Origin of the sequence: Peribacillus sp. V2I11, from assembly GCF_030817135.1 — a bacterium.
Taxonomy (GTDB): domain Bacteria; phylum Bacillota; class Bacilli; order Bacillales; family DSM-1321; genus Peribacillus; species Peribacillus simplex.
The window spans coordinates 1,024,427-1,050,851 of sequence record NZ_JAUSYW010000001.1; the positions used below are offsets into that span (position 1 = coordinate 1,024,427).

Below are 26,425 nucleotides of genomic sequence, written 5' to 3' on the forward strand. Positions count from 1 at the left end.
CTTACGAACGATAGCTTCCGTTTATTTTCACATAATCATAGGTTAAATCGCAGCCCCATGCTGTGCCTGATTCATTACCATCTTTTAAATAAACATGAATGATGATACTTTCATTTTCCAAGTATGCTTTGGCTTCTTCCTCAGAAAACATGATCGGCTCACCATCTTTAAGTACGACGATATCACCAAAAGCGATCGTTGTTTGGTCCGGATTGAATGCCACTCCGCTTCTTCCCATCGCAGCAATGATCCGTCCCCAGTTTGCATCCGCTCCAAAAGCTGCCGTTTTCACTAGATTTGACCCAACGATCGTCTTCGCCATCATCTGTGAATCTTGCTTCGTATGCATGCCATGAACATTCACTTCTATCAGCTTTGTGGCTCCTTCTCCGTCTTTCGCAATTTGTTTAGCGAGATTTTCGGAAGTTTGTTTTAATAATTCCAGGAAGATGGACCATTCTGGATGGTTAGGTGTCAAAGGGTCATTGTTCGCTTCTCCATTCGCGAGCACTAACACCATGTCGTTCGTTGAACAGTCACCATCAACCGTGATTTGATTGAATGTATCATTTGTAATGGAGGATAGTGCTTGCTGTAAATCATCTGGTTCAATTACAGCATCCGTGGTAATGAAACCGAGCATTGTGGCCATGTTTGGATGAATCATTCCCGATCCCTTCGCAGCGCCGCCCATCTTCACGGTTTTACCGTCAATAATTGTTTCATAACCACAGCTCTTCGTTACAATATCCGTTGTTAAGATGGCGGTACCAAAATCTGCAGCAGCTTCAGGTGTATTTTCTGGCTGCAATGACTCTATGCCTTTTCTTACTTTTTCCATTTCCATGAATTCCCCTATGACTCCCGTTGAAGCCACTGCAAATGAATGGTCCTCCAAACCGAACTTTTGAGCCGCAATCTTCCTCATTTCATTTGCATCTTTTAAACCCTGTTCACCTGTACAAGCATTCGCACAAGCACTATTCACTACAATGCCGTGAAGTTTTCCAGTAACTGCAATGCTATCTTTCGTTACATTGATTGGAGCGGCTTGAACTACATTTTGTGTATAAACCGCCGCGGCTGATGCTGGGACATCGGTAAAAATGATGCCAACGTCCTTTTTAGAATAGCGTAATCCTGCATGGACACCTGACGCTTTGAACCCTTGGGGCATTAAAATGTTACCTTCTTGAATTTGTTTGATTACTTCAACTGGCTGTAGTGTATTCATTGTTTCCCTCCATAGTTTACGGATATAGCGGACTGTTCCATAGTCCTGCCGTTTCTTCTAGTCCCATTAATATATTTGCATTTTGAATGGCCTGCCCTGCAGCACCCTTCACTAAATTATCAATAACTGAAACCACCGTTACCTTACCTGTTCTTTCATCATAATCGACACCAATATCGCAAAAGTTCGATCCATATACCTGTTTCGTGGATGGAAAGCGATCAAGGGGCTGTACCCGGACAAATGGGTGGTTCTCGTATACTGTTTCATATAAATCCTTTAATACAACATTAGAGGTTTCCCGATTTACCTTTATATACATCGTTGCCATAATCCCTCTTGTCATGGGAACAAGATGTGTATTAAAGGTGATAGGCTGTAAACCTGATGACCATCGCCCAAGCTGCTGTTCGATTTCCGGTATGTGTTGATGTCGATTTACCTTATATATCTTAAAGTTCTCATTCATTTCACTATAATGGGTGACTGCCGAAGGTGATTTACCCGCCCCTGAAACCCCCGATTTTGCATCGATGGTCACATCGGCAGCTGCTCCTGCCAATCCTTCAGTGAATAATGGGGCAAGACCTAATAGTGATGCGGTTGGGTAGCACCCTGGATTGGCAATGATCTTTGCTTTTTTTATTGCTTCGGCATTCCATTCAGCCAATCCGTATACGGCTTCTTCTATAATTTGCTGTGGCGCTGCCGGTTTTTTATACCAGTGTTCGTATTCACCCGGAGTTTGAAGCCTGAGGTCTCCAGATAGGTCGATTACTTTAATGTCAAGGTCAGAAAATTCCGAAACCAATTGCGAGGAAACACCTGAAGGAGTTGCTAGAAATACAATATCGGATTTTTTTGCAATCGCTTCCGGGTCAATTTCTTCTAATTTATCTTTCATATGCATTAAATGTGCATTTTCTTCATATAAACTTCGACCAAATTGGGATGAAGTATGCAATGATTTTATTTTAAATTGCGGATGATTATTCAAAAATCTTATTAGTTCCAGTCCTCCATAACCCGTTGCACCTACTATTGATACGTTCATAAAACCATCTCCTATATTTTCTGGTCCCTGTCATTCTTTGATTCTATTATTATAAGACTGAATAAAAATAAAATCAAATGTATTTTTATAAAACTTTAAACATTAATTTTAAATGAAAAATCATCCATCAAAAATCCTAGAATTATCCAAACTTGTTGACTACTGGGGTTTTTTCCGTTTAAATCAAAGGTAGTAATTGAGTAATAGCGGTATCTGAAAGGTGGTCATATGCATGAATGAATTATCGTTATCTAATCGGATGCATGCAATTTTAGATAATAAACATCAAGTTAAACATATGGAAAAAGGGCGCTACCTTTTTCAGGAGAGCACCCCAGCAAGTGATTTGTATTACATTATAAAAGGGAAAGTAGAAGTGAGTAAGGTTGTTCCCGACGGTCGGGAATTAACCATACGCATTAGTTCAGAGAATGATTTGGTTGGGGAAACAGTCTTATTTTCTCAAAATCCTAAATATATGATGAATGCAAAAATGATGGAAGATGGAACTGTTGCGGTTATTTCCAAAGAAGCATTAGAAGATAAAATCGCCTCCGATAGCCGTCTTGCAGTCGATATGATGACATGGTTATCCGCTCAAAACCGTAAAAATCAGGCTAAATTCCGTGATATGCTCCTGCACGGTAAGAAAGGTGCATTTTACTCCACCCTCATACGTTTATCAAATAGCTATGGCACCGAAGTAGAGGACGGGAAAGTTATCAATCTTCCCTTTACAAACCAAGAACTCGCCAATTTTTGCGGCACATCCCGCGAGGTAGTCAATCGAATGCTCGCACAATTAAGGAAAAACAATGTCATCTCCATTAAAAAGGGACGCATTACGATTCTTGACTTTGACTATTTGAAACAGGAAATCGACTGTGAAAACTGTCCAATAGAAATCTGTACCATCGATTAAATCCCTCCCATAATAAGAATAATACATACTGCCTTACTGATCTTAAAGTGATTGGAGTTTATTTCAGGCTAAATCCATCCCTAGGACCATTGAATTATTTTCATTACAATGTTCCTATATAAAAATGCATAAAAAAAGTATAAAAATCGATTTCGGCCATTGACTGGCATCTTAGGTTCGTAACAACCATACAAAAAAGGGATGGCATAACTGCCATCCCTTAATTTCTTATTCATTCGGACGGGAGTCCCATGTATTTTACCCGCCAATGAATGACATTTCGATTTTTTCCTGTTTCTTCACTGTTCCCGATGCCCGCTCATCCGAATAGCGGTCGTCCCTACGATTCCAAAGTGAAATGATGAACCCGGTCAATTCTTCATCTGTCATGTCGGAACGGAGCAAAGACTTTAAGTCATGTCCCTTTCCATTAAACAGGCATGTATATAAACTTCCATTAGCAGAAAGACGTGCACGTGTACAACTTGAACAAAAAGACTCGGAAACCGAGGTTATGAAGCCCACTTCTGCAGTAGTGCCCTTATAACGGAAGCGTTTTGCCACCTCTCCAAAATAATCTTCCTCAACTGGTTCAAGATCGAATTCGGTTTGGAGCATCGCTAACAGTTCTTTTTTCGCAATGACATTCTTCAACTGCCAGCCGTTTGTATGCCCGACATCCATAAATTCTATATAGCGTAATTGAATGCCCTCATCTTTACAAAATCGGGCCATCGGCAGAATTTGAGATTCATTGGTCTCTTTTTTCACTACCATATTCACTTTAACGCCCAGCCCTGCTTCTTTTGCTGCAGCTATGCCTTCAATAACAGGCTTTGTACCGATATCCCTGCCGTTCATCTTCTTGAAAAGTTCATCATCGAGGCTGTCTAAGCTGATATTCACCCTCTGCAAACCAGCTGCCCTCAAATTCGCTGCATGTTTTTTCAAGAAGACACCATTCGTAGTCAATCCAATATCTTCAATACCATCAATTTTAACAAGATTTGAAATCAGAGTGGTAAGATCTCTCCGGAGTAATGGTTCCCCGCCTGTCAACCTTAGTTTTTTAACCCCTAAGCCTGCAAATATTTCAGAAAGCCTTACAATTTCCTCATAAGATAGTAGCTCACTTTTTGGCAGGAACTGAAAATTTTCATGAAAAATTTCAGCAGGCATGCAATACTGGCAGCGAAAGTTACAGCGATCTATGACTGAAATCCTTAAATCCCTAAGTGGCCTGCCCAATGAATCCTTAATATGACTGTTCAATTAACCACTCCTAGCCAAAAGTATTAGAAAAAAACCAGACCATAAAAAGTGGCTCCATTGAATGGATTCACCGTTTTTTGACTGGCTTTACATTTCTATTACAGAGATATTATTTGATTCCTAATGCAATTTTTGCATATCTAGACATTTTGTCTTTAGTCCATGGCGGACTCCAGACAATCTTCACATCCGTTTCCTTGACCTCAGGGATATCTTCCAGAACCAATTTAACTTGATCGACGATCGTCCCAGCCATCGGACAGCCCATTGCTGTCAATGTCATCGTCACAGTAGTCAGACCTTCCTCATCCATATCCACATCATATACCAAACCTAAATTAACGATATCTATACCAAGCTCAGGGTCTATGACCTGCTCCAAAGCTCCAAAAATAATGTCTTTTGTATCTTGATCCACTTCGATCACTCCTTTTATGGAAAATCTCTTCGTTTTAGATTGTCGGTTTCATCTCTATGTCCATTTTGGACTTTATATTATGTCCGTATTAGAATCATAACAGATTTTGAGTGAGTACTTAAGCATTTTGCACAGTTGACAGTAAATGTTTCGCTAACCAGTCTGCAGTCATAAGCACGCCTTCTCTACTGACCTTATGTCCAGCCTTAGGGTCAAGGATAAAATCAATTTTTTCATCTGCCTCATTATACCCTGCTTTGACCCCTTCATAAAAACGATATGCATGTTGATAAGGCACAACCGGATCTTTGGCACCATGCCAAAAAAGAAGCGGACGGTTGGAAAGCTTATCCTGATTAAGACTCAAATCAAATGGCTTGAGCTGTTCAATCACCTTGGCAACTTCCTCATCAGTAGCTGGGAAATTAACTTTCCTTTTCTTAATCTCCTCCATTTGGAGCTCTGCATACGCGACATATGATGGGTTTCCCATTAAACTGACTCCGGCGGATATCCATTCATAAACAGCTAGAGCCCCATTAGTCACTATTCCCCCCATAGAAGTACCTGCTACGCCAATTCTGTCAGGATCAATTAATTTTCGGGATAATAAATCATCCTTCAACAAAGATAAATCCTGGATTGTCTGTAAAACCATTTCCCAAAAACGGGGCATCATTTGAGAATCACTTAAACCAGCTTCCCTTTCCCCATGATGAATCACATCCGGAAGAAACACACGAAACCCCTTTTCAGCCAATAAATAGGCATAGTGGAGATTGTGTTCTTTTGCACTTTGAAAACCGTGTATAAAAATGATAAGCGGCAACTCCTGATTGAAAGTGGCTTCTTTACCTAGGTGCAATACAGGAATATGTCCAATTAGTTCTTTTTCAATTATTATCAAGTTAACCCCTCCTAATAATTTGTTCAGGTCTTTTCAATACCCTTATCAAAATGGCATTGGCATTCATCATTCCATTCCTTTATACCTAAGTTCCGCTTCAATTATCTAATCCCGGATATAGTAATATCATACAGGAATGCATAAAGAATGAAAAAGATTTACATTTACTTTAAAATAGGCTTAACAATATTTGCATATAATGAAATCAAAAAGAACAGAAGGTGTGACATGGCTGAGAAACATTTAATCGTATTGGATCTTGATGGTACTTTACTTACAGATAACAAAACCATTTCTTCAAGGACTAAAAAAACACTCCTAAAACTAAAAGAAGATGGACACGAAGTTATGATCGCTACCGGGCGTCCCTTTCGCTCAAGTGAACTTTATTACCGGGAATTGGGGTTGACTACACCAATCGTTAATTTCAATGGCGCTTTCGTCCATCACCCATTACATACAAGCTGGGGGGTATACCACTCTCCACTGGATATAAGTGTTGCGAAAGATATTGTTGAAGCGTGTGATCAGTTTAAATATCATAACATTATCGCAGAAGTCCGGGATGAAGTTTATGTCCATTATCATGATGAAAAGTTGATGAACATGTTCAATGTAGGAAATCCGATCATGAAGACAGGTGACTTGCGCAATTACCTTCAGGATTCCCCAACTTCCATGCTAATTCACACAGATAGTGAATTCGTAGGACAGATTCGCCAGCATTTATCCGATGTCCATGCAGAATTGGTCGATCATCGCCGCTGGGCAGAGCCTTTTCATATCATCGAAATAATAAAAAGCGGGTTAAGTAAAGCCGTAGGTCTAAAACGCGTATCCAATTATCTGGAAATTCCTCAAAACAGGATAATCGCTTTCGGTGATGAAGATAATGATTTGGAAATGCTCGATTACGCAGGAACCGGGGTGGCCATGGGAAACGCGATTTCACCAGTAAAAACGGTAGCAAATACGACTACATTGACGAATGAAGAAGATGGTATAGCCGTCTTCCTCGAAGAAAAATTCAACATCAAAGCCTAATACGTCATTTTTTACCTTCATAATATCTATCTTTCAAGCCAAACTAATATGGACAACAGCTTCCATTCCGTTGTCGACAACGCTCAGAATCGGAGGAGATAAGAATGGGTAAAAGCAGTAAATCTAAACGATTTGTACAGCAAGGCAAAGAAAGTGTTGCCAGGCATGCCGAAAAAATCCCTTATCACACTACGTTTGAAGAGGCTGAAAAAGACAGGTTAAGAATTATGTCTGAACAAAGCTATGGTGGCTTCTAATGGGAAACAAATTATTTCAGAAAGCTAGGGAATTTGTTGAAGAAGCTCTCCACTCTGAGCAAAACGGTGACCAGCACAAGACAGAGGAAATCGCTAAAAACGCTCTTTCATCAGCCTTTGCCAATACGACCGAGGCCGAAAAAGAACAACTGCGAGAACTCCAGGAAGAGCTGGAAAACCACTCTAAATAAAATGAAAGCCTCCAGGATTCCTGGAGGCTTTCGCTTTGTTTTCATTAATTGTTATTTCATGCCTTACCGACTTTTTCACCGATTTCTTCATAAAAGTCTTTACCATGGGAATCAGCAGTGGCTTCTCCGCCCTTTGGCTCATTTCCCGATAAAAATCCTTGTCGTGATTTTTAGAAGCGGCTTCCCCACCTTTACGGCCTGCTTCCTGTCTGCTCATTTTTTCGTCGTCAGCCATTTTCATCACTCTTTCATAAGATTTTAAATTGGCGCTACAATATGAGAATTAGCCGTTTTGTACAGGCAATAAACTTAAAACGCCGAAATACTACCTTTTATAATAGAAGTGTAATGGCCTTAATTTTTTGTTAATATCATTCCCTGCGGAAAGTTCCAACAATGCCTGAAGTTTCTATGATGTTTGTGAAAGCATGCGGATCCACTTCCTTGATGATCCGTTCAAGGTCATACAGTTCATACCTTGTAATGACAATCAATAACATTTCCTTAGTTTCGTTGGTGAACGCCCCTTTTGCGGGAACCCTTGTAATTCCACGAACTAACTTTGCATGGATTGCCTGTTTTAGTTCTTCGCTTTTCTTTGTAATGATCATGGCCGTAAGCTTTTCATGACGCGTATGGATCGCGTCAACGACACGGGTCGATGTGTAAAGGGTAACAAGTGTATACAAAGCTTTTTCCGGTCCATAAACAGCTCCTGCCGTTACAATGATCACGCCATTCAGCAGAAATAAATAAGTACCCACAGGTTTATCTTTCTTCCGTGATAGAAGCATAGCGATAATATCCATTCCGCCAGTCGATGCACCGTATTTCAAGGTGATCCCCACACCTACTGCAGCTATGACTCCGCCAAACACCGCATTCAATAATATGTCAGGTGACCAGCGTGTAATCGGAATGATTTCCATAAAGAAGGACATCAAGACAACGCTGAGGAAACTATAAAAAGTAAAAGACTTTCCAACTTTTCGCCAAGCAATGATCGTTACTGGAATGTTCAATAAAAGCAATAGAATACCTGTCGATACATTAAAAGGAGCAAAAGAACCAATCATCCTCGATAGAAGCTGGGCCACTCCTGTAAAGCCGCTTGCATATACGTTTGCCGGTATTAGAAAAAAGTTCATTGCGATGGCATTCAGTAATGCTCCGACCACAACTATGATAATCTTCTTCATTTCACCACTGTACATCCTAAAAACCTCCATTTCACCCTTATTCTATTATCTTTTTACCCTTAATTATTTATTCTATTTACGTAGAGATTGAATTTTTACCGTTACGTGCTACACTAAAAAGTAGAGTGACCACTCATTTTCTAAAAATTGTAAAAAGAAAGCAGGTGTATTATGGCTATCACAATTCTTGCAGATAGTGCATGTGATTTGCCGTTGTCTTTCTATAAGGAAAACAATGTTTCATTAATCCCTTTACAAGTCCATCTTGACGGGGAAAATTACGAAGATTTACTTACCATTAATTCTCACGAAGTCTATCAGGCGATGCTGGAGGGAAAAGCCCCGAAAACATCGCAAGCTTCCCCAGAATACTTTATAGAACTTTTCACACAGTTTGCCAAGGAGAAAAAACAAGGGATTTATATAGCTTTTTCCTCTGAGTTATCAGGAACATATCAAACGGCAGTGATGATTCTTAATCAAGTGAAGGAAGAGTACCCTGACCTTGACATTGAAATCGTCAATACGAAATGCGCTTCGATGGGCGTAGGTTTAATTGTAAAGAAAGCAGCCGATCTAGCAGCAAACGGTGCCACTAAAGAAGAAATCCTAGCTGATATCGAATTCCAAACCCGGCATATGGAGCATTTATTCACTGTAGATAACCTTGAATATTTGGCCCGTGGCGGCCGCATCTCCAAGACATCTGCCCTTGTTGGCGGTTTATTGAACATTAAACCGTTATTGCATGTTGAAGATGGGAAGCTTGTTCCGCTTGAAAAGATACGCGGCAAAAAGAAATTGATTAAACGTATAATCGAATTAATGCACGAAAGAGGAAAAAATTTAACAACCCAAACGATTGCCATTAGTCATGGTGATGATGAAGCAACGGCCTTGGAATGGAAGGAAGCCATTCAAAATGAGTTCGGGACAACCGATTTCATGATCCATTCAATTGGCTCCGTCATCGGTGCACATGCCGGTCCTGGTACAATTGCCCTCTTCTTCTTAAACGATACCCCTGAGAAATCATAAACATACATACTCCCTTCCATAATTGTGAACAATATATATTGATCAGATAATGGAAGGGAGTTTTCACTATGACCAAAACAACCGATGACAATAAAAGGCCAAAAGATAACCAAGCGAGAAATGCTGAAAAAAATATCGCATATCAGGAAAACCTTGCTGCAGGTAAGCACTCCTATTCGAAGAAAACGGACCATAAATGAAGCGCGGGGCTTGTCCCCTCGCTTTTTTAATATGGTTTATATAGTTGTCTTCCTTTCACACTTTCTCTATAATAAAGGAAATAAACCCTGCTGGAGGTAAGTGATGGCAAAGGAAAATTCATTTGATATTGTTTCGAAAGTAGACTTTTCAGAGGTAACGAATGCAGTTACCATGGCTATGAAGGAAATACAAACACGCTATGATTTTAAAGGGAGTATAAGCAGCATCACCATTGAAAAAGAAGACCTGGTTTTAGTATCCGACGATGAATATAAGCTTGAACAGCTGAAGGATGTTCTCATTAGTAAACTCATTAAACGTGACGTACCAGTCAAGAACCTGGACTATGGCAAATTAGAAGGAGCTTCTGGCGGAACCGTTCGCCAACGGGCTAAGTTAATTCAAGGCATCGATAAGGAACAAGCAAAAAAAATCAATACCATCATTAAAAATAGCGGTCTTAAAGTGAAAAGCCAAATCCAGGATGATCAAATCCGTGTTACCGGTAAGAACCGGGATGATTTGCAAGGAATCATTTCCGCAATCCGGGGCGCTGATCTGTCCATTGATGTACAATTCTTAAATTACCGCTAATTATGAAGGCCTCACCTGCTTTAGGTGGGTCTTTTTTTGTTGCAAATGCCTCTATCAGCGGTCAAATCCCCTTTCTCTTCAAATGAATCGCCTTCATGGAACATGGAAAGACTAGTCATGTCCCTTCAGTTAAAACATTAAACAAGACTTATTTTGGTCATTTTTTCCATGTTTCCTTTTTTTTAAAAAAAGGAATAGAAAAAGCGTTGATAATTAAACAGGAGGCGTTTTAATCTTGGCTACTCAAAACCAAAATCAGAACAAACAAGGATTTCCACCTCAACATCAACAGCATCAACCTGGATTGGAAACAAAAATGGAACCGAACCCAGATTCAGTTAAAGCTGCCTACAAAGGAAGCGGCAAACTAAAAGGTAAAACGGCAATCATAACAGGAGGAGACAGCGGAATCGGTAAATCGGTTGCCATTTATTACGCTAAAGAAGGAGCGAATGTGACAGTTGCATACCTGGATGAACACGAGGATGCCAAAGCGACAAAAGAATTGATTGAAAAAGAAGGCCAGAAATGTTTACTCATTTCCGGAGATATCGGTGATGAAGCCTTCTGCCAGGATGTCGTCAAAAAAACGGTTGATGAATTTGGCGGTTTGGACATTCTAGTCAACAACGCCGGAGAACAGCATGTGCAGACAAGCATCCTTGACATTTCAGCTGAACAATTGGAAAAAACGTTCCGCACGAATATTTTCGCGATGTTCCACTTAACTAAAGCTGCATTGAAGCACCTTAAAAAAGGAAGCAGCATCATTAATACAACCTCTATCACAGCCTATCAAGGCAACCCAAAACTAATCGATTACTCTTCAACAAAAGGTGCAATACTGGCATTTACAAGAGCCCTGTCGAACTCCATTTCAAAAGATGGCATCAGAGTGAACGGTGTTGCGCCAGGCCCAATCTGGACACCGCTGATTCCTGCCTCATTCGGTGAAGAGGATGTTGCCAAATTCGGACAGGATACTCCAATGGGCCGCGCAGGTCAGCCTGAGGAATTGGCACCAGCCTATGTATATTTGGCAAGTGATGATTCATCCTATGTCAGCGGACAAGTCATCCATGTAAACGGCGGGACCGTTGTAAACGGATAAGGCCTTACCTTTTTTCCAAAAGCAGTGGATTTCACAAATTGAAATCCACTGCTTTTATCTTTAAGGCAGGATATTTCCGGTTAACGCGGAATATATGAGTGGGAAGGAGTGGAGTCACTTTTGAAAAATATTGTAGATCCATGGTTCACCGTTCAGGGATTGGACTCAAAAACGTTTGCAATCAGTGAATATGGTCATTGGGAGAAAGTTCATTCCTTTTTATTACTTGGTGAGACCCGGGCTGAGTTAATCGACACAGGGTTAGGCATCGATTCGATTAAGCGGATTACAGACCAGCTTACCGATCTTCCGATCATCGTCCTGACCACACACGTTCATGCGGATCATATTGGCGGTCACGGTGATTATGAAACGATTTATGTTCATGGTGATGATGCCAATTGGCTGATTAACGGCATTGAAGGTTTGTCCTTGGAACAAATAAGAAAGAACATGGCCCGGGATATCACATTACCCATACCCAATCATTCAATCCTGATACATACAAGCCATATCAGGGGTACCCTGATAGGCTCTTATCGGATGGGGACACGATTGATCTTGGAAACCGAAGTGTAAGCATTTATCATACACCTGGTCATTCGCCTGGCCACATTTCAATTTTGGATGATGAAACAGGTTATTTATTTACTGGCGACCTGCTTTATTCAGATACTCCCGTTTATGCATTTTATCCCTCGACAAGCCCTGAAGACCTTGTGAACTCGTTGGAAAAGATCACAAAGATCAAGGCAGTCTCCAAAATCTATGGCGGACACAACCAACTAGGCCTCGAACCAAAGATCCTTGAAGAAGTCCTTGCAGCCATTCAATACCTTAAAGAGAATAATTTAGTCAGACACGGAACGGGTGTACATGCATTCAAAAGTTTCAGCGTACATTTCTAGCAAAAAAAGGGCATTGCTTTTACGCAATGCCCTTTTCGTTCAATAAGTCATGGCCATTGCACCCTGCTTGATTGATCTGCAGGAATGCCTTTCCACGAAATGATGTGGAATGATGGTTCCAGCAGGAGCATCTCCAGTCTGCAGCATGTGAATGATGCCCTTAGCGGCCTGATATCCCAAATCAAAAATGTTAATATCTACGGAAGTCAGGGCTGGTAATGACAGTTCAGAGAAAACAACGTTATTGAAGCTGACGATTGACATTTCTTCAGGAGTGCTCACGCCCATCTCGCGAAGTGAATGCACGATTCCAAGTGCCATAAGATCATCACTGACCACCAATGCGGTTGGTGGTTCATCGATGGATAGTAACCTTTTTGCAGCTGCTTGTCCCCCTTCATGCAAAAAATCTTCATGCAGGGTATATTCCCGCCTTCGATCGATTCCAGCCCTCTTCAATGCCCGTTCATATCCTGACAAGCGATCAAGGGTCATCACAAGGGTCACATCACCTCCGATGAATCCAATCCTTTCATGTCCTAGCTGTATGAGGTAATCCGTTGCCTGTTCGGCAGCCAAGACATTATCATTATCAACATATGTTATCTCCTCGATAAAATCAAAGGGTTTCCCAATGATCACAAATGGAAAAGCCCTTGCTCTTAAATAGGTAAGAATGTGATCGTTTATCCTTGAATACATCAGGATTATTCCATCCACCATCCCCCCCTGCACCATATTCACTACTCCTTCGTAGATTTCATCTTCTGTTTTGCCCGTGCTTAGCAACAGGGAATAATGGTTTTCCTGAGCTCCCTCACTTAGACCCTGGAGGATCGTCGAAAAAAATGGATTTTGATAATAATCATTTGACGAACTTGGCATTACCAAGCCAATGATCCTGGTCGATTGATTGGCAAGACTACGTGCAATGAAGTTTGGATGGTATCCTAATTTACTCATCGCCTTACGTACCCGTACCTTTGTTTTTTCACTTATTCGAGGATTGTTTGCAATCACTCGAGAAACTGTTGAAGGAGCAACATTCGCTAGCTGTGCCACATCTTTTATTGTGATGGCCATGCATTTCCCCTCTCCTCTCTTAGCCTTTATTGACTTCAAAGGTGAATACCAATAAACACTTATCTAATATTCATTTTATATTTATACATTTTGTATGTATTCATAATACACTCAGTTCAATAGTTATATCCATACTTTTTTTAATGTTTATTCAATTTTTCAGAAAATACTCACTTTTCCGTTTTTTCATCTCTGTTTTAAAATTCAAAAAGAAGCTGATGTATGATCAGCTTCTAAAGAAACGACAGGTCTATTGGGAATTAAGAAGTCAGACGACTAACTACATAGGTTTTAAGCTGATTTCCAATCAAGTCCATAAAAGTGATTTACAAATTAATAACGATAAACCCTCGTTTCATATGGACGTAAATCAATAAGGGACACCTCAGGACAATCTTCATAATTAGCTAGCAAAAGTTCCATTTTACCCCAATGAGAAAGGTCAATTTGGTGGTGATTCATACTAAAGTTACATACTACCATGACTGAATTATCATTCATATTTCTTGTATAAATATAAAGTTCAGGGTGATCTTCCCATAATAATTCATATTCCCCATAAACAAGGACCTGATGTTTTTTTCGAAGTTCAATCATCTTTTTATAAAAATGATAAATGGATGACGGGTCCTTTTTCTGCTGTTCTACATTAATGGCACGATAATTGGGATTAACCCTCATCCAAGGTGTTCCGTGGGTGAATCCGCCATTTTCAATATCATTCCATTGCATCGGTGTTCGTGAATTATCACGGCCGCTATGCCATATAATGTTCATGATTTCATCATGCGGACGACCTTTGGAGGTCTCTATCCGGTAAAAGTTTTTCATTCCTACATCATCATAATCATCAATCGAATCAAATTGGACATTCGTCATGCCAATTTCCTGACCTTGATAAATAAAAGGTGTGCCTTGCATGAAAAAGTAAAGAGCCCCAATCATTTTTGCGCTTTCCAACCAGTATTGATGATCATTTCCCCAGGTGGATACACTTCTTGGCTGATCATGATTTTCAAAAAACAAAGCATTCCATCCTTTGTTTTTCAGCCCCTTTTGCCACTTGGTCATTGTGCGCTTTAACCCCTGAACATCAACATCGTGATTCTGTCCCCTATTCCAAAGTCCAAGATGTTCAAATTGAAATATCATATTGAACTTCCCATTCGATTCCCCGACCCATTCTTCCGCCTGCTCAATCCTGACGCCATTGGCTTCACCAACCGTCATGATATCATACTTAGAGAAAGTCTCTTCTTTCAACTCCTGAAGGTAATCCAGAATCCCGTCCTGATTGGTGTGCATTTCAAACGCAGGTACATACTGATGCCAATAAGGATTGGGCATATCCGGAAGGCCTTCACGCTTATGAATATGCGTGATCGCATCAATCCGGAAGCCATCGATTCCCTTATCGAGCCACCAATTGACCATTTCATATAATGCCTGTCGCACATCAGTATTTTTCCAGTTTAAGTCTGGCTGCTTTTCGGCAAATAAATGTAAATAGTACTGATTGGTCCTTTCATCGAATTTCCAGGCACTTCCGGAAAAGATGCTTTCCCAATTATTAGGTTCACGACCGTCCTGCCCATCCCTCCATATATACCAATCCCGTTTCGGATTATCGCGGGACGAACGTGACTCTACGAACCAGGGGTGCTCATCACTTGTATGATTCAAAACAAGATCGAGTATCACCTTCATCCCACGTCCGTGAACATCTTTCAATAACAGATCAATATCTTCGATTGAACCGAATTCATCGGAAACTGCTTGATAATCACTAATATCATAGCCATTATCCGCATTGGGCGATTTATAAAACGGACAAATCCAAATAACATCTATCCCTAATTCCTGCAGATAGTCAAGCTTTGAAATCAAACCCTTTATATCTCCGACTCCATCACCATTACTATCCATGAAACTGCGCGGGTATATTTGATAGCAAACCGCTTCTTTCCACCAGGTCTTATTCATGCTGTAACCTCCCGATCCTGTTTTCCACAAAGCCTTAGGGACAATGTTTGGCGGCTACCGACAATCGAGAGGCATATGATTATTTTGGTTGGTTCCGTTTCGAACGCTTAATAACCAAAGCAATGAATATACCAAAAATAAGAAGAACCAATCCTATAACTAACAGGTAAGGAATATTAATAATCGACTTAGGTGATAGCGTGTAAACTTCTGTCGTCTCCCTGTCGATTACGATAGAGTAACTGTTGTCCTTACTGCGGACCAGATCCCCATTCAGCATACCTCTCAACTCTTTATTACTTTCAAGTTCCTTATCAGTTAGGTTTATCGTTTGGGTTTCAGTCGTATTGTTCATGGCGACGACAATCGTTTCATCACCATAAACACGCTTGAATACCGAAGTTCCACCTTTTTCATATAAAAGCTCCATATCCCCTTTTACCAATGCCGGGTACATATCTCTGAGATCAGAAAGCTTTGTTATATATTCCACCAATTCCTGTTCTGTCTTAAAATTCATCAACTTATGATTATCCGGGGCAATATCGCCATTTAAGGCAATTTCCGATCCATAAAATACGATTGGCACTCCTGGCATCGTATATAGATACGACAGCGCCATTCTCCATCTGGAACCTGGGTTTTCGTTATGATCGGCTGCATCCTTTGTAAAACGGGGCATTCCCTGTGTATCCATGAACAATGCCTGATGGGCATCGCCCCCTAGTTCATCTTCACTTTTCGCAAACGCATTAAAAACAGGTTTCAATTCTTTATCGGGTGCGGCAAATGCTTCCCGTAGCTCAGCATTTTGCGGATAAGCCATAAAAGCATCGATACCGGTCTTCTTGTAGCTTGAAATCAAATCGGCATCACCTTGTATATCGCCGATTGTATAGAAATTTGATTTTTCAGATTTGACTGCATCTACAAATTCCTTCCAAAAATCCTTCGCTACGTATTGGACTTTATTTATACGGTATCCATCAATATCGGTTTCCGTTATCCACCATTTGGCTGCATCAAGTAAATATTTCCGTGTTTCCTCATTATTTTGATTCAAATCGGGAAGACCATCGACCCAGCCTGTTTCCAAATCCGTCTGGTTACCGTCCTTCGAAATCTTTTTTTCTTCATGGAACCAATCTTGTTTTTTTGGATCGGTCAGCCAAGTGGAGTCAGGACCCACATTATTTGCTTGGAAATCAATGATCACTTTCATATCGCGTTTATGTGCCTCATTCACGAGCTTTTTAAACTCTTTAATAGTCCCGTAGTGTTTATCCGTTTTATAAAAATCGGCCACCCAATCGCCATGATAGCCATTTTCATCATTAGCGAAAATCGGTGAAAGGATGATAGCGGTATAACCCATATCTTTTAAATAATTCAACTTCTTCGTGACACCTTCGAAATCCCCACCATTAAACGTGGAAGGGTCATTCACGTTCGCATCTCCATTATTTTGAATATTCCCATCGAAAAATCTGTCGACCAATAATGAATATACGATTTCATCCTTCCAAGTTCGTTGTTCTTTTTCAGCTGCTCCTACTGGAATGGCGTAAAAAAGAAGCAACGGAATTAAAGCGAGTGATAACACTCTTTTTCTCATATCCGCTCTCCTCCTAGCTATCTCTTTACGCCTTTAAGATTAGCCTTTTGACCCCTTAACGTCAAATCCAATTTATAAAAAACTTTACACTAAAGGGACAAATTGGGGATACTGGTTATGGTCACAGAATTGGAAAAGGCAGAACACGATTAACGTTCCTTTTTTATCGTCTTGACCGCTTTATCCAAGGCCCTTTTTGGTTTTGCTTTTTGAATGGTTATTTCATCCATGGCTGAATTCATCGGTCCCCATACCTTATTCATTTCCGGAATATTCGGCACTGGTTCAGCGTATTGTAATTGTATGCTTAAGGCTTGTGCCCTTTCATTTTCATTGATTGCGGCATTGTGTTTGATTGATTTATTAGGAGGGATTTCCCCTGTTATTTCATAACGTTTCATTGCATTATCATCATTAGTCAAATGTTCAACTAACTTCGTAGACCAATAAGGATGTTTTGTGAATGCTGTTACATGCCAGCCTTTGATTTTCATTAACGTTTTCATTGGCTGGCCATTGGGCAATTTGGGCATGGGTGCTGTGCCTGTATCCTTTCGCTCGGTAAATGAGGTCCCGTCACTCATGAAAGAAGCCAAACTCCCCTGTATGAACAACTTCTCGATCGATGCCTTGTCGCCTTTAGGAATCAAGCCCGCCCTATACCATTTTTGGATGTAGGCAGCCCCTTTTATAGCACCCTTATTATTCAAACCAATGTCAGAAGGGTCTAGTTTTCCATTCTTATCTTTAAATATATAACCTCCCATTCCAGCCATTACTCCATACGAATCATGGAAATCATTCCAATTGGCATAGTAACCATTCACGTTACCCTTTCTTAACTTCCCCGCCATTTTATATAGGTCATTCATCGTCTCAGGAGCCTTAGCCATCAATTTTTTATTATAAATGAAAACGGAAGTGGTTACGGATTTTGGCAATCCAAATACCTTATCTTGATATATTTCTCCCCTAATTGAAGGTTCAATGAAGGCATTTAATACTTCATCATTCACCTTCACTTCCTGAATTAGGCCTTCCTTCACGATTTGCCCGACTTTTTCATGAGAAAAAGTTACGACATCCGGGGCCTTTCCATTTCCGATTGGCCCATCACGACGAAGCCGCTCATACATTTCGCTAGCTATTTCTAGCTCTTCAGGCTCCACTTTGATTCCATATTCTTTTTCAAAAGCTTCAATCATCGGCTTCAGGGCCTCCGCTTTACCTTTTTCCTCCCAAATGATCAATTTTTCCGGCTTCGCTTCATTGCTGGCTTCTTCTTTTTTCTTATTTTCTTTCACTACTTTATTTTCCAAATCTGAACTGGATCCGCAAGCACTTACACTAACGATCAAAAATATGGACATGAACAAATGAAAAATCAGCTTCTTCACTTTCATTCTCCTTTTTAAAATGTTTATTCTATCATGTCCAAAAGCATCAAATAATACTGTTTTTCAGTTCAGTCATTCAAATAAAGCCCCTTAATGAAAGCGATACCAAGGCTATTGTTATCATTATATGAACGGCTTTGATTTTTTACAACATTTTCCTCGACGTATTTATTTCCTTGTAGTGATGAACACTTTTTGTTATTTTTTAGTTAATAAGTGCTTCTTTCAATTGGAATTGGGTATATAACCATATTGAAAAAAAACTTAAACACGGCTTAGTACAACTGCATAGAACCCCCTAATAAACAGCCGGAAGTTTCCTTTTTCACATCCTCAAATACTTATAGAATTGGAGTGGTTTTCAATGGAATTTTCATCCATACACCATAGACCTAATGACAATTACAGCTATCCCATCAACACTGAAACCCTACATATCCGCCTACGTACGAAAAAACAAGATATCTCCTCAGTTGGATTGATTTTCGGGGATCCATACATTTCAGATAATGGTCAATGGCAGTACGAAGAACTTCCGATGAGTTTGTCAGGCAGCGATAACCGTTATGATTATTGGCATATTTATGTGAAGCCTCCCTACCGAAGAATTAGATATGGGTTCAAGGTATCCTCAGAAGATGAAAGTGCCATTTACACGGAAAAGGGCTTCTTTAAAGAACCCCCCCGAGATCCCGGAAGCTATTTCGCAATTCCCTTTCTACATCAAAATGAAGTTTTCGGGGCACCGGAATGGGTAAAAGATACAATTTGGTACCAAATTTTCCCTGAACGATTCGCGAACGGAAACCCCGACAACGATCCGGAAGGTGTGAAACCTTGGGGAAGTGAAGATCCGGCCGTGGATAATTTTTTTGGCGGGGACTTCGAAGGAATCATTGAACATTTGGATTACCTAGAGAATCTCGGCATCAACGGAATTTATTTCACGCCAATCTTCCATGCCTACTCCAATCATAAATACGATACGATTGATTACCGGAGTATCGATCCGCAATTCGGAACGAAGGAAACATTGAAAACACTAATAACCGAATGCCACAAACGGAATATACGGGTCATGCTGGATGCCGTTTTTAACCATAGCGGCTACTATTTCCCCCCTTTTCAGGATTTACTCGAAAAAGGAGAGAAATCGAAATATAAGGATTGGTTCCACCCACACAGCTTCCCTCTTAAGGGAGGGGAAAGGCCCAATTATGAAACATTCGGTTTTTTTGAATCGATGCCAAAATTGAATACGGCGAATCCGGAGGTGAAAGAATATCTGCTCGAAGTCTCGGCTTATTGGATCAAGGAGTTCGATATAGACGCCTGGCGGCTCGATGTGGCAAATGAGGTCGATCAGCCATTCTGGCGTGAATTTCGAACAACTGTGAAAAAGATAAAGCCTGACCTTTATATTCTTGGGGAAATTTGGCATGACTCGATGCCATGGCTTCGCGGCGATCAGTTCGATGCGGTCATGAATTACCCTTTTACCAACCAAGTTTTTCGCTTGGTCGCTTCACAAACCATCAATGCACGCGAGTTCAGAGAAGAAATGACAGCCATCTATCACAGTTATCCCACCAATGTTTTTGACGTGACATTCAATCTTCTTGGAAGCCATGATACACCGCGGATTTTCACGGATTGCGGGGAAGATCTAGCTCGGGCCAAGCTCATCCACGCAATCCTGCTGACATTCAATGGCAGCCCTTGTATATACTATGGGGATGAAATTGGCTTAACCGGAGGCATGGATCCAGGGTGCCGAAAATGCATGGTCTGGGAAGAAGAAAAACAAAATACCGAGCTTTTCAATGAAATTAAGGCATTGATTCTCTTGCGAAAAGAAGAACGATTACTTGCCAATGACGGAAAGTTCAAATTCCTTGATACAGCCGGAAATGAAAATATCGTGGCCTACCAAAAGTATAATGGAAAACGTTCTGTCGTGATCATCATCAATCCGACGGATGTCCAGCACTCCTTTACCCTCCCTTTTGATTTGAAAGGAAGTACACTAACGGATTTAAGAACAAAAGAAACCACACAGGAAGGTAAATTTGATTTGGGTGGTTATCAATATAAAATTCTCGCATTCAATCATTGAGGCAATGAAAACGGGGCAATGAAAATCATCCGCCCCGTTTTTTTCAATCGATTATTTGGATATCATATTCTTTGAACCATACATGGGTTTGTGCCAAGTGAGCGAGCAACTGTGGACCTGACATCAATTGCCCGAACCACGGCACTTTAAAAGCGGCACCCTTGGAATCTACTATATCGGTTAGCTTCTGTTTATCGAAAAACTCATGCAGGACCGAATTTTTATCCGTCAGTAAGTCTTTCAACCACGCCTGCACACGGTCTGTATATATAGGGTTATGGGTTTTTGGATAAGGACTTTTTTTACGATACAATACTTCATCCGGTAATAGCCCCTCCAAAGCCTTCCTTAAAATACCCTTTTCACGGTTGCCTTCCATTTTCATTTCCCAAGGAATGTTCCATGCATATTCAACAAGGCGATGATCGGCAAATGGCACGCGCACCTCTAGACTTGCACCCATACTCATCCGGTCCTTCCGGTCAAGGAGCGTCGTCATGAACCATAATAAATTCACATAGAAAAGCTCTCTCCGCTTTGCTGCTACACCGTTTTCCCCTTCCAATTTAGGCGTTTCGGCAAGGGTGGTCAAATAGGCTTCCAGCGCATATTCCTCCAGCTTCAATTTCTCGCGCCATCCCGTTTTCAATAAAGATACCCGCTCCCCGGTCGATCTCATCCATGGAAAACCAGCACGATTCAAATCATCCTCACGATGAAACCAAGGATAACCTCCAAAAATTTCGTCCGCACATTCGCCGGACAGGCCTACGACGAAATCCCGCTTGATTTCCTTACAAAACCAAAGTAAAGAAGAATCGACATCCGCCATGCCTGGGAGGTCCCTTACAAGGACAGCTTCTGTTAAATAATCCGTCAACTGCTCTTGAGTGATGATCGATGAATGGTGAACCGTGTTAAAACTATCCGACATCTTTTTAATCCAATACCCATCAGAGTTAGGCTGAAAATCATTTGCCTTAAAATAGCGCTCATTATCCTCATAATCAATGGAATACGTATGAAGCTGGCCTTTCCCTTCTTTTTGATAGGCATTTGCAGCAATGGCCGTTATCGCGCTTGAGTCAAGCCCTCCTGATAAGAAGGTACAAAGTGGAACATCTGATACAAGTTGCCGTGTCACTGCATCTTCGACAAGGAAGCGAACCTTCTCGGCCGTCTCATCAAGCGTATCCCGATGTTCTTCGCTTTTCACATTCCAATATCTCCAAATCCGGAGGCCGTTCCTTGATAAGGTAAGCGCATGGGCAGGCCTCAATTCCTGGATATTATGAAATATGCCTGAACCTGGCTTTCGGGATGGACCAACACCAAAAACCTCAGACAACCCTTCGCGGTCAATCTCCGTTTTAACATCCGGATGGGCCAGAATCGCCTTCAGCTCCGATCCGAAAATGAACCCACCGTCCCTTTCCGCGTAAAAGAATGGTTTTACCCCCATGCGATCTCTTCCAACGAATAATTTCTGTTCCTTTTCATCCCAAATCGCAAACGCAAAAATCCCATTGAACAAGTCAATGCATTTTTCTTTCCATTCTATATAAGAAGTTAGCAAAACTTCTGTATCAGAATGACCGTTAAAGGAATATCCTTTTAATAATAGCTGTTTACGAATATCCTCGGTGTTATATAGCTCACCATTATAACAAAGCGTATATCTGCCGTTTTTGTGATTTTTCGTCATCGGCTGTTTTCCGCCTTCCGCATCGACAACCGTTAACCGTTTATGACCAAAGGCAACATGGGCTTCGCTCCAAACATTTCCTTCGTCTGGCCCCCGCTTTGCCAACGTTTTTGTCATGTTTTCCAGCGTTTTCGTTTTTGTCCGTAAATCTTTTTGAAAATGCACCCAGCCTGTTATTCCACACATTTTACACTTCATCCTTTCTATCCGGACCATCAAAAATATATTGGCTCCCTGTCTTAAAAAGATTTACAGTCCCTAAGTATCGATCAGCATCATTCCGTAGGATCCCCTGCCAACGCCCGGCGTTGTTAATGAATTGTTGAGCAAAGCATCCCGTGTTTAAACATAGCCTATGCAAAGACGGAAAGATGGTTATTTGTCCATAATATTTTAAAATATACAGTTATATTTTCATTGGATTTTGACTAAAAAGTAGGTGAGGATTCCACTATTGGAGGTATATGTATGAGTCAGCAACAACGAACCAAGTTAATGAACAGGCAAACAAGAGCTTTTACCGAAGGAACAGTGGAAAATATCAATCAACAATGGATTTTTTTCGATGATGAAACAGATGAGGCCTGCTCCATTGAAGACCACGTTGATAGCACCATTGAAGTCTACAGGGGTGGGCGCTGGCAGCAAGGTGTAGTTGAGGAAGAGGGAAAAATCCTGCTTCACCGGGAAATCACCTTCTTAAGGGAAAATGAGCCCATTCGGATACGCAAAAAACTGCTCTACTCTTTTGAACGTTTATTGGAAGAATTGAACGACGATTCCTTTTTCCAATTTGTAACGACATTGAATTCACTTGATTTTTCTATTTATGATTGTATATATAGCTATAACCAGCTCACTTTTTTAAGGGCCGTCCCTAACCAGTCCGGCGTGAATTTCTTCACCTTTGATAACGAGAGCCAAATTTGTCTCGTTCAGCACCACTTTTCTTATGGGAAAAAGGATCACGATCGTTTTGAATTCACCCTGAACACTGGAAAAAGGATCGTCATTGAGAAAGTGAATTCACAATAACGGGTAAAAGAAAACGGGTAAATGAGATTTCCTCATTTACCCGTTTTCATTCTGTATTAAAAAAAGTCCATTCCTTGTGGCAGCGAAAGCCCTAAATAAAGGACGAATACAAGCGCTACGATGAACAATATCCACATGGCACTTGTGCTTTTTCCTTTTTTCGTACGGACCAGCACCATTTCCATCGCCGCAATCACGATGATTCCAACAATCATTTTTACTGCGTAAGCACCAAAATCGGTGATCAGCATACCGCCAGTAAGGAAAATCAATAGATAGAACAACCGTGTTATCATATGTAGCATTTTCGCTTTTGGATTTCCACCTTTAAGCATCGAATATGTGACAAAGAAAAGAATGATTCCGATAACCCAAGCCGTAATATGCATATGTGTCATTTTTTTGCCCCCTCGTTCAGTTTCCATATCATCATATCATAGGCTTTTACAAAAAAACAAAACTAAGGATCCACCTGAATGGGTAAAATCAACAATTTAATGAACATCATTTACATTTTTTCTTAACTGGTCCTCACCGGCGTATAACCGGCTTTTTACCATATGTAACAAAACGCCATATATATTCAACCGGTCCGTATTTAAACAGCCCCATCCACAATAAGGAAAACAGAATTTGCAGGCAAAACAGGGCTATTAAGAAAACAAATCCTGTGGTATAAGAGACTGATCCATATAAACCAAGGCCATATGAATAAAAAATGGCCGTACATACCATCGATTGGAACAAGTAATTGCTCATCGACATCCTTCCGATATACGAAAGCGGGTATAACAGGCGGGAAGCCCCGGCCTGTTCCGCCAAAAGCACGATTGCCGTGATATAAAAAATCGTAAGTAACGGTCCTCCCAAATAATCCTGCACGAATATCGTACCAAAGTGGTATACCGTCACATATGGCAGAATCTTAATCGACATGCCCACCAGCAAGCTTACAATCGATATCGCTTTCAATTGTCGTTTATATTGAGTTGGCTTTTGGAGAAAGCCTTGTTTTGCAACGCCTGCACCAATTAAAAAAAACGGAAAAATCGATAAAAAAAGGATAATGGCATTAAAAGGGTTGTTCACCATATACCAATCTAGTGCCCTTTGACTCATTATTTCAGTAAATGTACCAGATTGATAAACTTCCAAAGACTGTTTCACCATTGCCGAATCAGTCGTAATTGCCATCCCTTCCCTATCAAAAATGCCCATTATAAGAAATAGCGAACCCAATATCGCAAAAGGCAGGACATAACAAACCGAGCCTAGCAGAATTAAATTCCTGCCCTTCATTCTATAAAAAAATAAAAAGGCAAACCCAAATACAGCATAATTTATGAGGATGTCCCCATGCCAGATGAAAAAAGCATGAATGCATCCAAGTATCAGCAGGAAACTTAGCCTTTTCATATATAGTAAAGGAAATGAAATACCCTTTTCTTCACTCCTTATAGCTAATATGATTGCCCCGAAACCGAACAGAAAGGCAAATAACGGATAAAAGCTGGCCTGTGCGGCAATATCACTGAACCTGTACAAAACCCTGTCCCATCCTCCGGACCAACGCCCGGCACCATCTATGTACAAGAGAGGAGAGTGGAAAGAAGGCATATTCACTAAAAAAATCCCTAAAATGGCTAATCCACGTAAAATGTCGATGCTTACGATCCGTTTACTTTCCTGCAATGGAACCATCGTGCCCTTCATAGGTACACCCTCTTTCATCCATACAGATTTAACATCATTTCTATAACTCCATTGCATCATCTTTAACCTTCGTGACCGCTTTTTGCTTTTTTATCAGTATGACAAACAAGCTGCCCAATAAGCAAAAGATTCCTGCAAGGAAGAATGCCCATGTATAGGAGTTGAATATTTTGAAGATAAGCCCTCCTCCGTACGCCGCCACTGCTGCACCCACCTGATGGGCTGCGAAAATCCAACCGTATACAATCCCGCTTTTCTCCATGCCAAAGACTTGCCTTGAAATGCTTATGGTCGGAGGAACGGTGGCTATCCAATCCAAGCCATAAAAAACGGAGAAGATGATCAATAGACCGATTGAGCCTTCATTTAGCGCAAATGGAAGTACTACGAGGGAAGCACCCCTGAGAGCGTAATACCAAAACAACAGCCAACGGTTATCAAAACGATCTGATAACCACCCGGATACAGTCGTACCAATCAAATCAAAGATTCCCATGAAAGATAGCAGAGATGCTGCCGTCACGACCGGTAAACCATAACTAATGCAGTAAGAAATGAAATGTGTGCCGATCAACCCACTCGTTGAAAGTCCGCATATAAAAAAGCTTCCTGCCAATAACCAGAATTCCTTCACTCTCACTGCTTCAATCAACGACTGAAAAGCCATGGCGATAGGGTTCTTCTTTTGGACTGTAACAGCCCCCTGACTTTCTTCTTCTAATCCATATGGAAGAGTGCCTACTTCCTTCGGATTGTTTTTCATGAATAAAAGGATGATAGCCAGCATGATCAAGCTAAGTGCCAAAATTAATCCAATCGCCCATCTCCACGAGTAATTCTCAATGATGATGGCTAATACCGGAAGTAAAATGAGCTGACCTGTGGCCGTACTTGCCGTTAGTATCCCAACCGCCAGCCCCCGCCTCTTCTCGAACCAACGATTTGCCACATATGGGCTCAATACCGTTAAAAACACTCCAGAACCCAATCCAATGATAATTCCCCAAATTAGAATGAGCTGCCACTCATGCTCCATGAAAAAAGTGAGGAAAATCCCTGCCAATAAAGTGGACATGGCCAATACCATCATTTTCTTCAATCCAAGCACTTCAATTAGAGCGGCCATGAATGGGCCCGATAATCCATAAAGAAAAAGACTTATGGCGAAGGCTAACGAAATGACGGACCGGTCCCACCCGAACTCATTTTCAAAGGGTACGATGAATACTCCCGAAGACGACCTAACGATTCCGGCTACAATGATCGAGAAGAATGTTATGATTAAAATAACCCAGCTATAATGAATACGTTTCAATGCTCTCCCCCACAATCCAAAACTCTTAGAATCAACATGATGAAAAAGAAAAATTATAATAATTTGAAATATTTTATAATAGTAACACTTTATCGTTAAACTGGAAGCCTTTT

24 protein-coding genes and 2 pseudogenes are annotated in these 26,425 nt (G+C 40.8%); 11 read left to right on the forward strand and 15 right to left on the reverse strand.

Annotated elements, in window-relative coordinates; genetic code table 11:
* Window position 1 precedes the first annotated feature (1 nt).
* Both argJ and argC read right to left on the reverse strand, forming a co-directional pair.
* Window positions 2-1,234, reverse strand: coding sequence for a bifunctional ornithine acetyltransferase/N-acetylglutamate synthase (gene argJ, locus QFZ73_RS04960; RefSeq protein ID WP_251438202.1), 1,233 nt, complete (start codon window positions 1,232-1,234; stop codon window positions 2-4).
* A gap of 16 nt (window positions 1,235-1,250) precedes the next feature.
* A complete protein-coding gene (argC, locus tag QFZ73_RS04965) occupies window positions 1,251-2,288 on the reverse strand; it encodes an N-acetyl-gamma-glutamyl-phosphate reductase (RefSeq protein ID WP_251438201.1) in 1,038 nt (345 codons plus the stop codon).
* A 232-nt stretch (window positions 2,289-2,520) separates the two neighbouring features.
* Here argC and QFZ73_RS04970 point away from each other — a divergent pair, with 232 nt between their 5' ends.
* A complete protein-coding gene (locus tag QFZ73_RS04970) occupies window positions 2,521-3,210 on the forward strand; it encodes a Crp/Fnr family transcriptional regulator (protein WP_307263670.1) in 690 nt (229 codons plus the stop codon).
* A 258-nt stretch (window positions 3,211-3,468) separates the two neighbouring features.
* Here QFZ73_RS04970 and moaA read toward each other — a convergent pair whose 3' ends face one another.
* The 3 genes from moaA to QFZ73_RS04985 form a co-directional block, all read right to left on the reverse strand.
* On the reverse strand, window positions 3,469-4,482 hold the full coding sequence (gene moaA / locus QFZ73_RS04975) for a GTP 3',8-cyclase MoaA (protein WP_251437063.1): 1,014 nt from the start codon (window positions 4,480-4,482) through the stop codon (window positions 3,469-3,471).
* Window positions 4,483-4,591: 109 nt separating this feature from the next.
* Window positions 4,592-4,900: a metal-sulfur cluster assembly factor gene (locus QFZ73_RS04980; RefSeq protein WP_133348747.1), complete on the reverse strand. Its 309-nt coding sequence runs from the start codon at window positions 4,898-4,900 to the stop codon at window positions 4,592-4,594.
* A 118-nt stretch (window positions 4,901-5,018) separates the two neighbouring features.
* Window positions 5,019-5,807 (reverse strand): prolyl oligopeptidase family serine peptidase, encoded by a 789-nt coding sequence (locus QFZ73_RS04985; protein ID WP_251437061.1) that lies wholly within the window; start codon window positions 5,805-5,807, stop codon window positions 5,019-5,021.
* 228 nt (window positions 5,808-6,035) lie between these two features.
* Between QFZ73_RS04985 and QFZ73_RS04990 the strand changes: the two genes are divergently transcribed.
* From QFZ73_RS04990 to QFZ73_RS05000, 3 genes are all read left to right on the forward strand, one after another.
* Window positions 6,036-6,851, forward strand: coding sequence for a Cof-type HAD-IIB family hydrolase (locus QFZ73_RS04990; protein WP_076367175.1), 816 nt, complete (start codon window positions 6,036-6,038; stop codon window positions 6,849-6,851).
* Between the two features lie 104 nt (window positions 6,852-6,955).
* Window positions 6,956-7,108: a hypothetical protein gene (locus QFZ73_RS04995; protein ID WP_164468789.1), complete on the forward strand. Its 153-nt coding sequence runs from the start codon at window positions 6,956-6,958 to the stop codon at window positions 7,106-7,108.
* Window positions 7,108-7,299 carry a DUF3813 domain-containing protein gene (locus tag QFZ73_RS05000; RefSeq protein WP_251437057.1) on the forward strand — a complete coding sequence of 64 codons (192 nt, stop codon included), beginning with the start codon at window positions 7,108-7,110 and terminating at the stop codon, window positions 7,297-7,299. The genes QFZ73_RS04995 and QFZ73_RS05000 overlap by 1 nt, the downstream gene beginning before the upstream one ends.
* Window positions 7,300-7,358: 59 nt before the next feature.
* On the opposite strand, the pseudogene QFZ73_RS05005 reads toward QFZ73_RS05000, so the two are convergent.
* Together QFZ73_RS05005 and QFZ73_RS05010 are read right to left on the reverse strand one after the other, a co-directional pair.
* Window positions 7,359-7,534, reverse strand: a pseudogene (locus QFZ73_RS05005) (hypothetical protein); the annotation flags it as partial.
* Between the two features lie 136 nt (window positions 7,535-7,670).
* The gene (locus tag QFZ73_RS05010) at window positions 7,671-8,513 is read right to left on the reverse strand and encodes a YitT family protein (protein ID WP_251437055.1); all 843 of its coding nucleotides are present in this window, start codon (window positions 8,511-8,513) and stop codon (window positions 7,671-7,673) included.
* 156 nt (window positions 8,514-8,669) lie between these two features.
* On the opposite strand from QFZ73_RS05010, the gene QFZ73_RS05015 reads away from it, so the two are divergent.
* From QFZ73_RS05015 to QFZ73_RS05035, 5 genes and pseudogenes are all read left to right on the forward strand, one after another.
* Entirely contained in the window at window positions 8,670-9,536 is an 867-nt protein-coding gene (locus QFZ73_RS05015; protein WP_307263693.1) for a DegV family protein, read from the forward strand.
* Window positions 9,537-9,604: 68 nt separating this feature from the next.
* Window positions 9,605-9,736 carry a DUF3941 domain-containing protein gene (locus tag QFZ73_RS05020; protein ID WP_251437051.1) on the forward strand — a complete coding sequence of 44 codons (132 nt, stop codon included), beginning with the start codon at window positions 9,605-9,607 and terminating at the stop codon, window positions 9,734-9,736.
* Between the two features lie 103 nt (window positions 9,737-9,839).
* Window positions 9,840-10,331: a YajQ family cyclic di-GMP-binding protein gene (locus QFZ73_RS05025; RefSeq protein ID WP_063232211.1), complete on the forward strand. Its 492-nt coding sequence runs from the start codon at window positions 9,840-9,842 to the stop codon at window positions 10,329-10,331.
* 235 nt (window positions 10,332-10,566) lie between these two features.
* Window positions 10,567-11,442 (forward strand): SDR family oxidoreductase, encoded by an 876-nt coding sequence (locus QFZ73_RS05030; protein WP_307263700.1) that lies wholly within the window; start codon window positions 10,567-10,569, stop codon window positions 11,440-11,442.
* Window positions 11,443-11,562: 120 nt separating this feature from the next.
* Window positions 11,563-12,350, forward strand: a pseudogene (locus QFZ73_RS05035) (MBL fold metallo-hydrolase).
* A 39-nt stretch (window positions 12,351-12,389) separates the two neighbouring features.
* Here QFZ73_RS05035 and QFZ73_RS05040 read toward each other — a convergent pair.
* The 4 genes from QFZ73_RS05040 to QFZ73_RS05055 form a co-directional block, all read right to left on the reverse strand.
* A complete protein-coding gene (locus QFZ73_RS05040; protein ID WP_307263702.1) occupies window positions 12,390-13,433 on the reverse strand; it encodes a LacI family DNA-binding transcriptional regulator in 1,044 nt (347 codons plus the stop codon).
* Window positions 13,434-13,766: 333 nt separating this feature from the next.
* Window positions 13,767-15,416: a glycoside hydrolase family 13 protein gene (locus QFZ73_RS05045; RefSeq protein WP_307263705.1), complete on the reverse strand. Its 1,650-nt coding sequence runs from the start codon at window positions 15,414-15,416 to the stop codon at window positions 13,767-13,769.
* 79 nt (window positions 15,417-15,495) lie between these two features.
* Window positions 15,496-17,031 (reverse strand): alpha-amylase family glycosyl hydrolase, encoded by a 1,536-nt coding sequence (locus tag QFZ73_RS05050; protein WP_251437045.1) that lies wholly within the window; start codon window positions 17,029-17,031, stop codon window positions 15,496-15,498.
* Window positions 17,032-17,180: 149 nt separating this feature from the next.
* Window positions 17,181-18,428, reverse strand: coding sequence for an extracellular solute-binding protein (locus QFZ73_RS05055; RefSeq protein WP_307263709.1), 1,248 nt, complete (start codon window positions 18,426-18,428; stop codon window positions 17,181-17,183).
* 364 nt (window positions 18,429-18,792) lie between these two features.
* On the opposite strand from QFZ73_RS05055, the gene QFZ73_RS05060 reads away from it, so the two are divergent.
* Entirely contained in the window at window positions 18,793-20,544 is a 1,752-nt protein-coding gene (locus QFZ73_RS05060; protein WP_307263713.1) for a glycoside hydrolase family 13 protein, read from the forward strand.
* 43 nt (window positions 20,545-20,587) lie between these two features.
* On the opposite strand, the gene asnB is transcribed toward QFZ73_RS05060, so the two are convergent.
* Complete coding sequence (gene asnB / locus QFZ73_RS05065) at window positions 20,588-22,435, reverse strand: asparagine synthase (glutamine-hydrolyzing) (protein WP_307263716.1); 1,848 nt, start codon at window positions 22,433-22,435, stop codon at window positions 20,588-20,590.
* A 282-nt stretch (window positions 22,436-22,717) separates the two neighbouring features.
* On the opposite strand from asnB, the gene QFZ73_RS05070 reads away from it, so the two are divergent.
* Window positions 22,718-23,284 carry a DUF2777 domain-containing protein gene (locus QFZ73_RS05070; RefSeq protein ID WP_307263719.1) on the forward strand — a complete coding sequence of 189 codons (567 nt, stop codon included), beginning with the start codon at window positions 22,718-22,720 and terminating at the stop codon, window positions 23,282-23,284.
* Window positions 23,285-23,340: 56 nt separating this feature from the next.
* Here the strand turns inward: QFZ73_RS05070 and QFZ73_RS05075 are convergent, their stop codons facing one another.
* The 3 genes from QFZ73_RS05075 to QFZ73_RS05085 form a co-directional block, all read right to left on the reverse strand.
* Window positions 23,341-23,682: a YisL family protein gene (locus QFZ73_RS05075; protein ID WP_076367205.1), complete on the reverse strand. Its 342-nt coding sequence runs from the start codon at window positions 23,680-23,682 to the stop codon at window positions 23,341-23,343.
* 133 nt (window positions 23,683-23,815) lie between these two features.
* On the reverse strand, window positions 23,816-24,997 hold the full coding sequence (locus QFZ73_RS05080) for a DUF418 domain-containing protein (protein WP_307263723.1): 1,182 nt from the start codon (window positions 24,995-24,997) through the stop codon (window positions 23,816-23,818).
* 40 nt (window positions 24,998-25,037) lie between these two features.
* Window positions 25,038-26,312: an MFS transporter gene (locus tag QFZ73_RS05085; RefSeq protein WP_307263726.1), complete on the reverse strand. Its 1,275-nt coding sequence runs from the start codon at window positions 26,310-26,312 to the stop codon at window positions 25,038-25,040.
* Window positions 26,313-26,425: the final 113 nt, after the last annotated feature.